Origin of the sequence: Bradyrhizobium sp., assembly GCF_027451485.1 — a bacterium.
Classification (GTDB): domain Bacteria; phylum Pseudomonadota; class Alphaproteobacteria; order Rhizobiales; family Xanthobacteraceae; genus Bradyrhizobium.
This window is the reverse complement of the sequence record NZ_DAIDJE010000116.1, coordinates 1-12,794: the sequence shown is the minus strand read 5'-3', so window position 1 is coordinate 12,794 and position 12,794 is coordinate 1. Positions and strand designations below refer to the sequence as shown.

The 12,794-nt window shown below is 60.3% G+C and carries 10 protein-coding genes; 7 read left to right on the top strand and 3 right to left on the bottom strand.

The genetic code is table 11. The annotated features are described in order from the left end of the window. Positions 1-130: 130 nt before the first annotated feature. The 4 genes from NEZ08_RS15295 to NEZ08_RS15280 all read left to right on the top strand — a co-directional run bounded on the left by NEZ08_RS15295 (position 131) and on the right by NEZ08_RS15280 (position 5,930). Positions 131-1,147 carry a sugar ABC transporter substrate-binding protein gene (locus NEZ08_RS15295; RefSeq protein ID WP_298108351.1) on the top strand — a complete coding sequence of 339 codons (1,017 nt, stop codon included), beginning with the start codon at positions 131-133 and terminating at the stop codon, positions 1,145-1,147. 81 nt (positions 1,148-1,228) lie between these two features. Then, the gene (locus NEZ08_RS15290; protein WP_298108346.1) at positions 1,229-3,346 is read left to right on the top strand and encodes an SMP-30/gluconolactonase/LRE family protein; all 2,118 of its coding nucleotides are present in this window, start codon (positions 1,229-1,231) and stop codon (positions 3,344-3,346) included. Next, positions 3,343-4,437, top strand: a complete 1,095-nt coding sequence (locus NEZ08_RS15285) for a hypothetical protein (protein ID WP_298108343.1) — start codon at positions 3,343-3,345, stop codon at positions 4,435-4,437. The genes NEZ08_RS15290 and NEZ08_RS15285 overlap by 4 nt, the downstream gene beginning before the upstream one ends. Continuing rightward, a complete protein-coding gene (locus NEZ08_RS15280) occupies positions 4,434-5,930 on the top strand; it encodes a sugar ABC transporter ATP-binding protein (protein WP_298108340.1) in 1,497 nt (498 codons plus the stop codon). Before NEZ08_RS15285 ends, NEZ08_RS15280 begins: the two co-directional genes overlap by 4 nt. Before the next feature lie 73 nt (positions 5,931-6,003). On the opposite strand, the gene NEZ08_RS15275 is transcribed toward NEZ08_RS15280, so the two are convergent. Then, positions 6,004-6,783, bottom strand: coding sequence for an SDR family oxidoreductase (locus NEZ08_RS15275; RefSeq protein WP_298108337.1), 780 nt, complete (start codon positions 6,781-6,783; stop codon positions 6,004-6,006). A 143-nt stretch (positions 6,784-6,926) separates the two neighbouring features. Here NEZ08_RS15275 and NEZ08_RS15270 point away from each other — a divergent pair, with 143 nt between their 5' ends. The 3 genes from NEZ08_RS15270 to NEZ08_RS15260 are packed head-to-tail and all read left to right on the top strand — an operon-like array spanning position 6,927 to position 9,617. After that, positions 6,927-7,910 (top strand): phosphotransferase family protein, encoded by a 984-nt coding sequence (locus NEZ08_RS15270; RefSeq protein ID WP_298108355.1) that lies wholly within the window; start codon positions 6,927-6,929, stop codon positions 7,908-7,910. Positions 7,911-7,932: 22 nt separating this feature from the next. Then, positions 7,933-8,319: a DUF6285 domain-containing protein gene (locus NEZ08_RS15265; RefSeq protein ID WP_298108334.1), complete on the top strand. Its 387-nt coding sequence runs from the start codon at positions 7,933-7,935 to the stop codon at positions 8,317-8,319. 20 nt (positions 8,320-8,339) lie between these two features. After that, positions 8,340-9,617 (top strand): acyl-CoA dehydrogenase family protein, encoded by a 1,278-nt coding sequence (locus NEZ08_RS15260; protein WP_298108330.1) that lies wholly within the window; start codon positions 8,340-8,342, stop codon positions 9,615-9,617. 24 nt (positions 9,618-9,641) lie between these two features. Here the strand turns inward: NEZ08_RS15260 and NEZ08_RS15255 are convergent, their stop codons facing one another. Next, complete coding sequence (locus NEZ08_RS15255) at positions 9,642-11,159, bottom strand: AMP-binding protein (protein ID WP_298108328.1); 1,518 nt, start codon at positions 11,157-11,159, stop codon at positions 9,642-9,644. Between the two features lie 136 nt (positions 11,160-11,295). Beyond that, positions 11,296-12,516, bottom strand: coding sequence for an ABC transporter substrate-binding protein (locus NEZ08_RS15250; protein ID WP_298108324.1), 1,221 nt, complete (start codon positions 12,514-12,516; stop codon positions 11,296-11,298). Positions 12,517-12,794 lie beyond the last annotated feature (278 nt).

The window sequence follows — 12,794 nt, the reverse complement described above, 5'->3', positions numbered from 1 at the left end:
AATCTGATCAAGGGCGTCGTCCTGCTGATCGCGGTCATAACGGACACATTCTTGAACCCGCGCAATGAGGAAACGGCTCAACAAGGCGACATCTAAGTCGCTCGATTTTGAATTTAAAAGGGAGGAAAACATGACGTATCTTTACAAGGGCGGCCTCGGCAGCGTCGCTGCATTGATGCTTGCGTGCCTGACCGTTCCCGCGTTTGCGCAAAAAGGCATCGACGAGCCTTTCCAGAAGTCCTTCAGGGAGGCGCTCGCAGGGAAGACCGTCGCCTACGTACCCGTAGCGATGAACTTCGATCTTACGGAGGGCTGGTACGCTGGCCTGAAAAAGGAGCTTGAACCCTACGGCGTCAAATTCGAGATCCGGGATCCCAACTGGAATACGAATGCAGGTGCACAGGCCGTTACCTCGCTCATCTCCGAAAAGCCCGCGGTGATGGTCATCCACAATCCCGACGTTCAGACTTACGCGAAGCTGTTGCAGCGGGCCGAGAACGAGGGGATCTACGTTATCCAGATCAACATGGGCTCGGCCTATCGCAGTTCGGCTTTCGTCGGTGCAAACTGGATTGAAATCGGCGAGCGTGCCACGGATGCCGTCGTGAAGGCGTGCCAGGGCAAATCGAACAAGATCGCCATCATGCAAGGCGCACTGTCAGCGGCCGCCAGCGCCTATACGCTCAAGGGCGTCGAAAACGTCCTCGCCAAGCACCCGGAAATCAAGGTCGTGTCGAGCCAGGCAGCCGATTGGGACGCTGCAAAGGCCAAAGCCATCGCGCAGACGGTGTTGAAGCAAAATCCGGATCTCTGCGGTATCGTCGGCTTCTGGGACGGCATGGACATCGGCACAGCGGCCGCCATCAAGGAAGCTGGATTGACCGGCAAGGTCTTTCTGGCGACGTCCGGCGGTGGAGAGCGAAAAGGCTCTTGCGAACTCGTCAAGAATGGATCGTTCGATCTCGATCTGAGCTACGACGTGCCGACCCAGGCGGCACAAATGGCGGGAACGATAAAGTGGCTATTGTCGTCTGGCGTCAAGGCCGGATCGGTCAAGGGCTCGGAGTACACAACGCTGATTCCGGTCACGAGAGAAAATGCCGATAACCAGATGACCTGTTGGAATCTTTCCGACCTCAAGAAGTGATCGCCTTATGCATTCGCGTTCCGGATCGCTCGGTCCGGAACGCGAGCGCACGTCAGCACGGAAGCTGGAGGGGAACGATTGATGCGCGAGACGCTGACGCGGCTGCGATATCGCTATTGGCCTGACCATCTTCTCGGCGAAATCTTGTCGAAGAGGTGGACTGAAACCGCCATTCCGGTCATCCTGCTTCTGATCGTCGGTTTTGCTTTGAGCCGGTCGCTCGAGCATTTTCTTTCACCGGCGAGTCTCGCTGACACCGCCCGTCAGGCCGGAGAGATCGGCTTCATTGGCCTCGGAATGGGACTCGTCGTCATCGTCGGCGGAATCGATCTTTCGGTCGGGTCGATGTTCGCGCTTACAGATTTCTGCGCGCTTTATCTGCTGGACGTGCAGGGCTGGCCCGTTCCGGCAGTGATCGTTGCAACATTGGCGGCCGGGGGTCTGCTCGGCGCCGTCAATGGGCTTCTGATTGGATATTTAAGGCTCCGCGCATTCATCACGACGCTGATCACGTTGATCATCTACCGCTCGGCTTTCGATCTCCTGATCCAGCGCTATTCGAACGATATCGCTTCGGCGTTTCCTAACATCCCGTCCTGGGACTTCATCGGGAACGGCGACGTATTCGGAATTCCCAGTGTTGCGCTGGTTTACCTGGCAGTTGCAGTGTTCGGCCATGTTTTCATGACGCGGCTGCGGCCCGGATGGCACATCATGGCCATCGGTGGTTCGCGCCGGTCGGCCTACAACTCCGGCATCGCGGTGCGGCGAACGATCGCGCTGTGCTATGTCGCGAGCGGCGTGCTGACCGGCATTGGTGCCCTGTTCTTTGCTGCGCGCCTGGGCACTGTGGGCGGCGACATCGGCGTTGGCCTCGAGGTGATCGTGCTGACGGCTACCGTTCTTGGCGGCATCACCCTGGGAGGCGGAAAGGGGTCGGTGGTCAAGTCGCTGGTGGGCGTGCTCGTCGTTCTGCTGGTTACCAACGGATTGACTGCCATGAACGCGCGGGGCGGGGTCAATCGGATGGCGCTCGCCACAATTCTGTTGACGTCCGCGATGATTGACATCCGCTGGCAGAAGAATCGGACGCGCATCATAAGCAAGGTCTACGTCGCGCCAACCTATCACGCATTGCCAGCACCCCCGCCAACGGAAATCGGAAGTGGAGGACCTTTTGAGCAGAACGACAAGCTGCGGGATGTCTCGCTGATCGGCCTTGGGCGTATCGAGGCCCCGGAGGACGTCATTCTCGACCGAAACGATGTTCTCTACGCGGGGTCACGCCACGGCGACATCATTCGATTCTTTCCACCCGATTACGAGCGAATGGAAGTATTCGCGCATATCGGCGGTCAACCTCTCGGCATGGCGTTCGACCGCCAGGACAACCTCTACGTCTGCATCGGCGGCATGGGCCTTTACCGCATCGCCCCGGACGGATCCGTCGAAAAAGCCACCGACGAGACGAACCGCAGCGTCTATTCGGTGAATGACGACAGTCGTCTCCGGCTCGCCGATGATCTCGACATCACGGACGACGGATTGATCTTCTTTTCGGAGGCGACCGTCCGTTACGAGATGGATGAGTGGCCCGTCGATGGGCTCGAAGCGCGCGGCAACGGCCGGATCATTTGCTACGATACGAAAACCGGCACAACTCATACCGCCTTGCGCGGGCTCAAATTCCCGAATGGCGTCGCCGTAGCGAGCGATGGGAAGTCGATACTCTTTGCGGAAACGTTCGGCTGCTCGGTCAAGCGCTATTGGTTTGCCGGTCCCAGGAAGGGAACGATCGAGATCGTGATGGACAATCTGCCGGGATATCCGGACAACATCAATCTTGCCTCGGACGGCAACTACTGGCTCGCGCTGGTTGGAATGCGCAGCCCGTCGCTCGACCTGGCCTGGAAAATGCCCGGCTTCCGGCGCCGGATGGCCAAGCGCGTGCCGGTCGACGAATGGTTGTTTCCGAACATCAACACCGGCTGCGTCGTCAAGTTCAACGAGCAGGGCAAGATCCTGGAGTCATTCTGGGACCTTAAGGGTGTCAATCATCCGATGATCACGTCGATGCGTGAGCATCGCGGCTATCTTTATCTCGGGGGCATCGCCAACAACCGGATTGGGCGGTTCAAGCTGCATGATGCCGATCCCGACTTTGTGCACTATGACCAGCGCTGGAGGAAAACGTCGTGATCGCCTCCATACGCGCGTTCGTGAACCGGGTCCTCGGTCGTGGGGAGGCGACCATCACCGTTCCATCGTTCGACGGTGCGTTGAAGCCCAATCAAGCGCTCGGATCGGCGGAAGCGTTGCTGGAATGCGAGGCTCCGGAAGATGTCGCGGTCGACGGCAACTCGCTGCTGATTGCGGATGGCCCACGGTTGTTGCGCCTCGCTGGATCGTCGGCAATGACGGTCCGAACGTTCGAACAGCCGATCTCGGCCCTCGCCGCGCGGCCGGGTGGTGGCTTGGCGGTGGCGCTCGGCGGGACTGAGGTCCGGATCTACGACGACGTCTCAGTCGAAAATCCGGGACGGGTGTTTCGGGGCGAACTGCACTCCGTTAATGCGCTCGCTTCGGCACCGGATGGCAGCCTGATCGCCACCGATGGCTCGATGGTACGTGGCGTGGACGATTGGGCGCGGGATTTGATGGAACTGGGACAGACCGGCCGCGTCTTTCGACTCGATCCGAAGACCGGGGCAGTCACGCGCCTTGCTGGCGGGTTCGGCTATGCATTCGGCGCGGTGGCGAGCGGCGACAATGTACTCGTTAGCGAGAGCTGGCGGCATCGTCTGGTTTCGATCTCGCCCAACGGGACCAGCAAGATCGTACTCGCTCACTTGCCGGTCTATCCTTCCCGTCTCGCACCGGCTGCCGGCGGCGGCTATTGGCTGACGGCATTCACCGCTCGCACGCAGCTGGTCGAGTTCGTGCTTCGGGAGCCGGCATACCGCCGCCGAATGCTTGCCGAAATCGAGCCGGAATATTGGGTTGTCCCCCGGCTCAGGTCTGGAAACTCCTTCAAGGAGCCGCTCCAGGGCGCGCACATCAAGACTATGGGCGTGATGAAGCCTTGGGCTCCGCCGCGATCATATGGTCTCGTTATCCGGCTCGGAGCTGACGGGGCGCCACGATACTCGCTCCATAGCCGCGCTGACGGCGTCAACCATGGCATCGTATCCGCCGTGGAGTTCGGCGAACATCTCATCATGGTCGCAAAGGGACCCCGGCGCATACTCAGGCTCCCGCTCTCCAAACTGAACGCGGAGGTATTCGCATGACGGACACCGTCCTTTCCCTGTCGAAGGCGACCAAGCTTTACGCGGGCGTGCCGGCGATCGACGGTGTCGACTTCGAACTCCGGCGCGGCGAAATCCACGCACTGGTAGGCGAAAACGGAGCAGGCAAGTCGACGCTCACGAAGGTGATGGCAGGTGTCGTGACGTTGACATCCGGCAGGATGATGGTCGATGGCGCCGATATTGCTCCGCAGACACCACTAGAGGCTCGGCATCTTGGCATCGCGATGGTCTTCCAGGAGAATAGTCTGGTGCCAACGATGACCGTGGCACAGAACCTGTTTCTGGGTCAGGAGAAGTTCTATAATCGCCTGCGCGGCATTTACATTGCTGCCCAGCAGTTTCTTCAATCGCTCAATTTCGATGTAACGCCAACGGCCACGGTCAGCGGGCTCGGGGCGGCCAAGAAACAGATGGTCGAGATTGCCCGCGCGGTGCTGCACAGGGCGAAGGTGATCATCTTCGACGAACCTACCGCAACCCTTACCCCCGAAGAGAAGAAGTATTTCTTCGATCTGGTACGCGATCTCAAAAAGCGGGGCGTTTCCATTATCTTCATCTCGCACGCTCTTGAGGAAGCGCTACTGCTTGCCGACCGCATTACCGTGCTTCGCGACGGAAAGCATGTGGTGACCGACGATGCCACCAAGTTTGACCGGGCCCGGATCGTTCAAGCAATGGTGGGACGAGATCTTTCGAACACGCTCTATGGCGCGCGCAAGGAAAAAGTTCGCCCGTTGGGCAGGCGCGTTCTAACGGTGCAGAATCTCAAGATGGCGCCGATGGTGAAGAACAACTCGCTCTCGGTATTCGCGGGCCAGATCACCGGTGTGTTCGGCCTCGTCGGCGCCGGCCGCACCGAGACATTCAAGATCGTATCGGGCGTCATGAAGCGTGACTTCTTCCATGGCGGAGAGGTCCTTCTCAACGACAGGCCGGTGCGCTACCGGGTGCCGGCTCCCGCCGTCCAGGCGGGTATCGCCTACGTTACCGAAGACCGGAAGGTCGAAGGCTTCTTTGAAACCGCTTCCATCGCACGCAATCTGTACCTCGGCCTGCTTGCCAAATTTCCGTCCGGACGGGCCTGGTTGTCGCGGCGCGAAAGCAATCTCGCAGGCACGACATGGATTGAACGTCTGAAGGTTCGCGCCATAGGTGATGAGGTCAAAGTCGTCGAGCTGTCAGGCGGGAACCAGCAAAAGGTGGTGATCGCCAAATCACTGATCCAGGATCCGGAACTGATCATCTTCGATGAGCCGACCCGAGGTGTCGACGTGGGAGCCATCGTCGAGATTCACGAGTTGATCAACAAGCTGGCCGACGAAGGCAGGGCAGTGGTGGTGATTTCGTCCTACCTACCGGAGATCACAGCTCTGTCGGACCGAATCCTTGTTTGCAGGCAGGGCAAAGTTGTCGAGGAGTTCTCCGCGCTGGAGGCAACCGAAGAAAAAATCATGTATGCTGCGATCCATTGAGAGCTGGCCGGCGCCATCTGCAGCGCAATCAGAGAGAGCCCGGATTCCCGGCCTTCGCCGGAAGGATGGTGCTTCAGAAGGCCGTATATCCGCCGTCGATCACGAAGCAGTCCGCGGTGTGGTAAGATGACGCGCCGCTCATGAGGTATACCGCGATCCCGCCGAAATCGCTCGGCTCGCCGAATCGGCGCACCGGAATGCGCGGCACCACGTTGCCGACGAATTTTTCGTCTGACATGATCTTTGCGGTCATCTCGCTCTTGATCCAGCCGGGCAGGATGGCGTTGGCGGTGACTCCATAGCGCGCCAGTTCCACCGCAAGCGCGCGCACCAAGGCGTTGATGGCGGCCTTGGTTGCCGCATAGTGTTCGTTGCGCGCGGTCCCAAACAGGGAGGCGAGGCTGGATGTAGCGACCAGGCGGCCGAATTTGTCGCCGTTGTTGGCGCGCTCGGTCATGTGGCGCGCGGCGGCCTGGAACACGTGGAACACGCCGTCGAGATTGGTCGCAAACATCGCGTGCCATTCCTCTTCGGTGCGCTCGATGAAGGCGCGCCGGCCGCCGCCGCCGATGCCGGCGTTCGCAAAGCAGCCGTCCAGGCGGCCGAAATTGTCCAGCGTTGCCTTCATGGCGTCCTGAACGGAAGCTGGATCGGTGACGTCGCAGATGCGGATATCCACCTTGCCCGGGCCCGCCGCCATCGTCGCGGCTGCTGCGTTGTTCTTCTCGGCATTGCGACCCCAAATCGAGACGTTACAGCCTGCAGACGCAAGTGCCTGGGCAATGCCAAGGCCTATACCGCCATTACCTCCGGTAACGACGGCGACACGGCCGCCGAGGTCGAACATGTTCATGGATCGCTTCCGTATCTGTGTGCTTAGCCGTGCACGGTAAGGGAGATCGATGTCTGCGGCCGAGCATGGACAAGCGCACGACAAAAATCAAATATGCGCAAGGAGCCTAGTTCAACCCGCAGTCCGGCAAGATTGGCATGAAGGTGATCGAGGAGCAGCTCACGCGTTCGGTGGCCGCCTGGTATCCGGGCGCGACCGGCGTCGGCGGGACCCTTAAGCTTTCCGGCGGCGCCAGCCAGGAGACCTGGTCGTTCGAGATAATGACTCGTTCCGGTAATGTCGGCGCCATCCTGCGTCGTGCCCCGGAGGGATATGGCGCGGCGCCCTCCCGGGCGGCTGGACTCGATGCCGAGGCGGCGTTGATGCATCTCGCTCACCAGGCCGGCCTGCCGTCGCCGCGCGTGCTGCATGTCTTTGACGCGAATGACGATCTCGGCCCCGGTTTCATCATGGAGCGCGTCGAAGGCGAGACCATCGCACGCAAGATCCTGCGTGATGCACAATTCGCGGACGCGCGGTCAATGCTCGCGCGACAACTCGGCCGGATCGCAGCCGGCATTCATGACTTGCCGCGCGCAAAGCTGCCGCTGCTGCGGCAGCGGACCGCGAGCGAGGAGATCGGCGAACTCGCGCGCGAATATGGCAGCCTCAACTGGCCGAAGCCGGTCTTTGAACTTGCGTTGCGCTGGCTGCGCGATAACGACCCCGGGCCGCCCGTGCAGGTGACGCTGGTGCATGGTGATTTCCGCCTCGGCAATCTCATCATCGGCGTGGACGGTGTTCGTGCGGTCTTGGACTGGGAGCTTGCCCATCTTGGCGATCCCATGGAGGACCTGGGCTGGATTTGTGTGAATTCCTGGCGCTTCGGCGAGCTCGACAAACCGGTCGGGGGCCTTGGAACGCGGGAAGAGTTGTTTGCCGGCTATGAGGCTGCGGGCCGCGCGGTCGATGCCGCGCGGGTGACTTTCTACGAAGTTATGGGCACTTTGCGCTGGGGGGTGATGTGCGGCGGCATGATGCAACGCTTTCGCATGCAGCCCGATCACGCGATGGAGCGCGCCATGATCGGACGCCGGGCATCGGAAACCGAGATCGATCTGCTCCGGCTGCTGGCGCCCCGGATATGAATCGCGAAACCAGGAGCTGGCGATGCAGGATGAACCGGGACCGACTGAGTTGACGAAGGCCGTGGCAGATTTCCTGCGTGAGGACATCGCGCCGCTCGTGTCGGGTCATAATGCCTTCAAGCTGCGCGTAGCGATCAACATGCTTGATCTGGTGACGCGGCAGTTGACGCTGGAGGCGGCAAGCGATGCATCGGAAAAGCGGCGAGTACAAGGATTGCTCGCCATGCAGGGCTCGCTGTTTGAGCTCAACCGCGCGCTTGCGGACAAGATCGCTAACGGCGAGTTGGACCTGCGGACGCCCGGACTAGCCGAACATCTCTGGCAGACCACGATGGACAAGCTGGCGGTCGATCAGCCGACGTATGCGGCTTATCGGCGGGAACTGGAAAGATCGAAGCTGCAACGATAACAAAGTGAGGGAACCGCGCCGTGGATTTTGCATTGCCTGCCGATCTCGTCGCTTATCTCGACGAGCTGGATCGCTTCATTGCGCGCGAGATCAAGCCACTCGAGAACGAAGACGACAACATCCGCTTCTTCGATCATCGTCGTGAGTGGGCGCGCACCGATTTCGATCACGGGGGCCTGCCGCGGCCCGAGTGGGAAGCGCTGCTCCGCAAAGCCAAGGACCGGGCGGACGCCGCGGGCCACCTGCGCTTTGCGATCCCGAAGCGCTATGGCGGCAGCGACGGATCCAACCTCTGGATGGCAGTGATCCGCGAGCACTTTGCCGCAAAGGGCCTTGGCTTGCATAACGATCTGCAGAACGAACATTCAATCGTCGGCAACTTCCCCATTGTCACCATGCTCGACCGATATGGCAGCGTCGAGCAGAAGACCATGATCGAAGGCTCGATGACCGGGAAACATCGCATCACCTTCGGCCTCACAGAGCCCCATCATGGTTCGGACGCCACCTACATGGAGACTCGCGCGGTGCCCGCCGCGCGCGACAATGTCAAGGGTTGGCTGATCAACGGTGAGAAGATGTGGACCACCGGGATGCACGTCGCCACGCACTGCGCGCTGTTTGCTCGCACCTCGGGCAAGGATGGTGACGCACGGGGCATCACCTGCTTCCTGGTGCCGGCAAAGTCGGAAGGCGTGAAGGTGGAAGAGTATATGTGGACCTTCAACATGCCTACCGATCACCCGCGCGTCAGCTTCACGGAGGTCTTCGTGCCGGAGAGCGCAGTGTTCGGCGAAGTGGGAAAGGGTCTTTCGCTCGCGCAGTGCTTTGTCCACGAGAACCGCATTCGTCAGGCCGCGAGTTCGTTGGGCGCTGCCGTCTATTGCATCGATGAGAGCGTCAGATATGCAAGGGAGCGAAAGCCGTTCGGCAAGGCGCTTTCGGAAAACCAGGCGATCCAGTGGCCGTTGGTTGAACTCGCGACCCAAGCCGAGATGCTTCGACTGTTGATCCGGAAGACGGCCTGGCAGATGGACCAGATGACACAGGCGCAAGTCGAGCAGACACTCTCGGACAAGGTGTCGATGTGTAACTTCTGGGCCAACCGCCTGTGCTGCGAGGCGGCGGACACCGCGATGCAGGTGCATGGCGGCATGGGCTATTCGCGCCATAAGCCATTTGAGCACATCTACCGCCATCACCGCCGCTATCGGATCACCGAGGGCAGTGAGGAAATCCAGAAGCGGAAGGTGGCGGGGTTCCTTTTCGGCTATATGGGCCAGCGAAACGGTGACTGACGGGGCGCCGGTGCTCCGCAGCGATCAATCCGCGGAGGCCCGGGTTCTCGACGGCAGCAGACGGAATGGCCGGTTTTCGTTCAGCCATGCTGCACGTTCATCGCGCAGCAGCGTACGGCGCACCTTGCCTGAATCCTCGCGTAGCCCGACGCTCAGTGCTTCATAGCTTTCCGGGTGCTTGTAGCGGCTTAATCGGTCGGACAGGAATTCGGCCATGCTGTCGACAACGGCCTGGGCGTCGGTCGCGGCATCGAGCTCAAGGATCGCATGCACGCGTTGGCCGAATTCCGGATCAGGCAACCCGACGACGACGCAGGAGCGCACATCGGGATGGGCTGTAACCGCGGCTTCGACCTCGGCCGGATATATATTGGCGCCGCCTCGCAGCACCATGTCGGCGAGACGGTCGCCGAGATAAAGATAGCCTTCGGCATCGAGCTTCCCGATATCGCCGAGTGACTCCCAGCCGTCCGGCCGGCGCTTCGGCTCGGCGCCGAGATAATGATAGGTGCAGCCGGCCCCTTCGTTGGGGAGGAAGAAAATCTCTCCGCTTTCGCCCGGTGCGACATCGTTGCCGTCTGCGCCGATGATGCGCAGCTTGCAGGTATCGTCGATCCTGCCAACCGAGCCCTTATGATGGAGCCATTCGATGCCGGATATGACACAGCGCCCCTGCCGCTCAGTCCCGCCGTAGAGTTCATAAATTTTCTCCGGCCCCAGCCACGCTATCCACTTTTCCTTCAGCCAGGGCGGCATTGGCGCGGCCATGTGAAAGACGATCTTGAGGCTGGAGAGATCGTAAGCGTTGCGTACGGCATCGGGCAGCGACCAGATCCGATGCATCATCGTGGGTACGAAATTGACCCATTGGACGCGGTGCGCCTCGATAAGCCGCAGCGCTTCCTCCGCGTCGAACTTCACCATTCCGGTGAGCCGGCCGCCTGCAAACAATGCGTGATGGGAGAGGATGAACGGTGCATTGTGATAGAGCGGGCCCGGATTGAGCACCGATGCGCCTCTTGGAATACCGAGCGGCGGCTCGGTGGACGTGTCGGAGACGGCAGGCTGATGATCGAGAATGACTTTCGGGCGCCCGGTCGAACCGCCCGAGGTCATTGCCTTCCAGTAGCGAGCGACCGGTGCGGTGATCGGCTCGTCGGAAAATCCGTCGGGCGCAAAATCTGACGGCAATGAAACGGGCGCATTCCAATCGGTTTCACCACCGACCACCAGCGAGGGCCTGAGGATGTCAAGCACGGCCGCAGCTTCGCCTCGCGGCAGCCGCCATGATAATGAGGTCGGAGTGGCACCGCATTTCCATACCGCGAACGACGTCTCGAAGAAGGCGTTCCCGTTCGGCAGGCCGATCGCCACAAAATCACCGGGCTTGACGCCTTTGGCGGCGAAAGCGCGTGCACGCCGGTTGGCCCCGCGCTCAAGCTGTTCCCAGGTCAGCGTATCGCTGCCATGAGCTATTGCTATCGTATCTCGCGGGCTACGCTCGGCGTACCAGAGCGGCACGTCCGCCATCGGTATGAGCATCTCGTTCCTCTACGATCGGCATCATCTCGACAGTTCGCGGCCATCTGCGCGCCGATTTGCGTTGTCTCAATCTTGGGCACACCCAAGCGCCTCCGACGCTCTCCTCACATAACGAACGTCGATCGATGCTCAGAAACTATTCTGTGAACCGTTTATCCGTAATTTGCCAGTCCTTGCCGTCGAAGATCGAGATGTAAAGTGTTTTGATCGGCGAGTAGTCGTCCGGCGTGTAGCTGTAATTGATGTCGTCCAGGAAAAACGGTGAATGGAAGCCGGCCAAGGTCGAGGCTTGCTTGAGGACGTTGCCGCGAGTGAGATCGTCTCCGCAGCGGCGCAGGATTTCAGTCATGGTCGCCGCCTGCCCGTATCCGGCGTAGGCGATGGTATTGTCGCGATCCACGTTCGGCAGATATTTCGCGCGTAGCGTCTCAAACGCCATCACGTCCTTGTCCTTTTCCCAGCGTCCGGGTCCTGCCTCCTTGGCGTAGCGGATCGCAACAATGTCCTTTGCATTCTCTAAGCCGGCGGCTTTGAGGATGGAGCGGCCGGTCGAGCCGGCAGATAGTAGCTGCAGCGGCTTCCAGCCGAGTTCGGCCACTTTGCGGATCGATTGCGACGATGCTTTGCCAGTGCTGATATTGTAGAAGACGTCCGCGCCTGAACTCGAAAGGTTGATCACCTGCGAATCGACTGTTGGGTCAGACAAATCGTAGGTCTGCTCCATGATGACTTTGGCCTTGCCCCCGGCGTCCGCCAGCACCTTCTTGAAGGGGCCAAGAAAGTCACGGCCGAAATCGTCGTTTTGGTAGAGAATGCCAACCTTAGCGTCCGGCTTGACGCTCAGGACATGTTTAGCGAGGATTCGCGCTTCGGTCGGATAGAGCGGTAAACCGGCCATCGTCCATTTGTAGTTCTTGGGATCGTTCCACTTCGATGCGCCTGTGTTGAGCAGCAGTTGCGGGACGCCCTTGGCGTTGAGATATTTGTGCACTGCCGTCTGCGGCGCAGTGCCGAGCGAGCCGAACAGCGCCAGCACCTCTTCCTGCTCCACCAGGCGTCTCGTGGCCTCGACGCACTTCGGCGCGCTGTAGGCGTCGTCAAGCGTCAGGAACGTGACCTTGCGTCCGTTGATGCCTCCCTGCTCATTGATCATGTGAAAGTAGGCTTCGCCAACGCGACCCAGCACGCCGTAGAGCGAACCGGGACCGCTATGCGGCACGGTCTGCCCGAGCTTGATCTCGGTGTCGCTCGCGCCGGGATCATATTTCTTTCCTCCCGCTTTGACGGAAGAAGTGGATGCGAGGAGTGACACAACCGCAGTGGCGCAGAAATCACGCCTGGACAGATGATCTGACATTCTTCCTCCCCTTTGGACGGCATGCTTGTGCCGGTACGATCGGCCGCCACTTGCCGGTTTTGGGGCAGTCTAGCACTTTAGATAGCACTGCGTGACTAGATCTTCGGAAATGACGCCTCGATCAGATGTTGGAAGGAGCGGGCGGGGGCCCAATGGCGAACTACCCCCCAATCAGCCCGGGAAAAGCCGGTGTCGCGCTTGAAGGTAATGACGCGACAGGGGTAAATGCATGCCGTAAACTCGGAGATTCGAGCGCTCGCAAAGACACCTCATTGCCG

Excerpts from the sequence above, each read along its gene's own strand:
- NEZ08_RS15280 (WP_298108340.1), top strand. The coding sequence starts at position 4,434 with ATGACGGACACCGTCCTTTCCCTGTCGAAGGCGACCAAGCTTTACGCG.
- NEZ08_RS15275 (WP_298108337.1), bottom strand. The coding sequence starts at position 6,783 with ATGAACATGTTCGACCTCGGCGGCCGTGTCGCCGTCGTTACCGGAGGT.
- NEZ08_RS15295 (WP_298108351.1), top strand. The coding sequence starts at position 131 with ATGACGTATCTTTACAAGGGCGGCCTCGGCAGCGTCGCTGCATTGATG.
- NEZ08_RS15290 (WP_298108346.1), top strand. The coding sequence starts at position 1,229 with ATGCGCGAGACGCTGACGCGGCTGCGATATCGCTATTGGCCTGACCAT.
- NEZ08_RS15250 (WP_298108324.1), bottom strand. The coding sequence starts at position 12,516 with ATGTCAGATCATCTGTCCAGGCGTGATTTCTGCGCCACTGCGGTTGTG.
- NEZ08_RS15255 (WP_298108328.1), bottom strand. The coding sequence starts at position 11,159 with ATGCTCATACCGATGGCGGACGTGCCGCTCTGGTACGCCGAGCGTAGC.
- NEZ08_RS15265 (WP_298108334.1), top strand. The coding sequence starts at position 7,933 with ATGCAGGATGAACCGGGACCGACTGAGTTGACGAAGGCCGTGGCAGAT.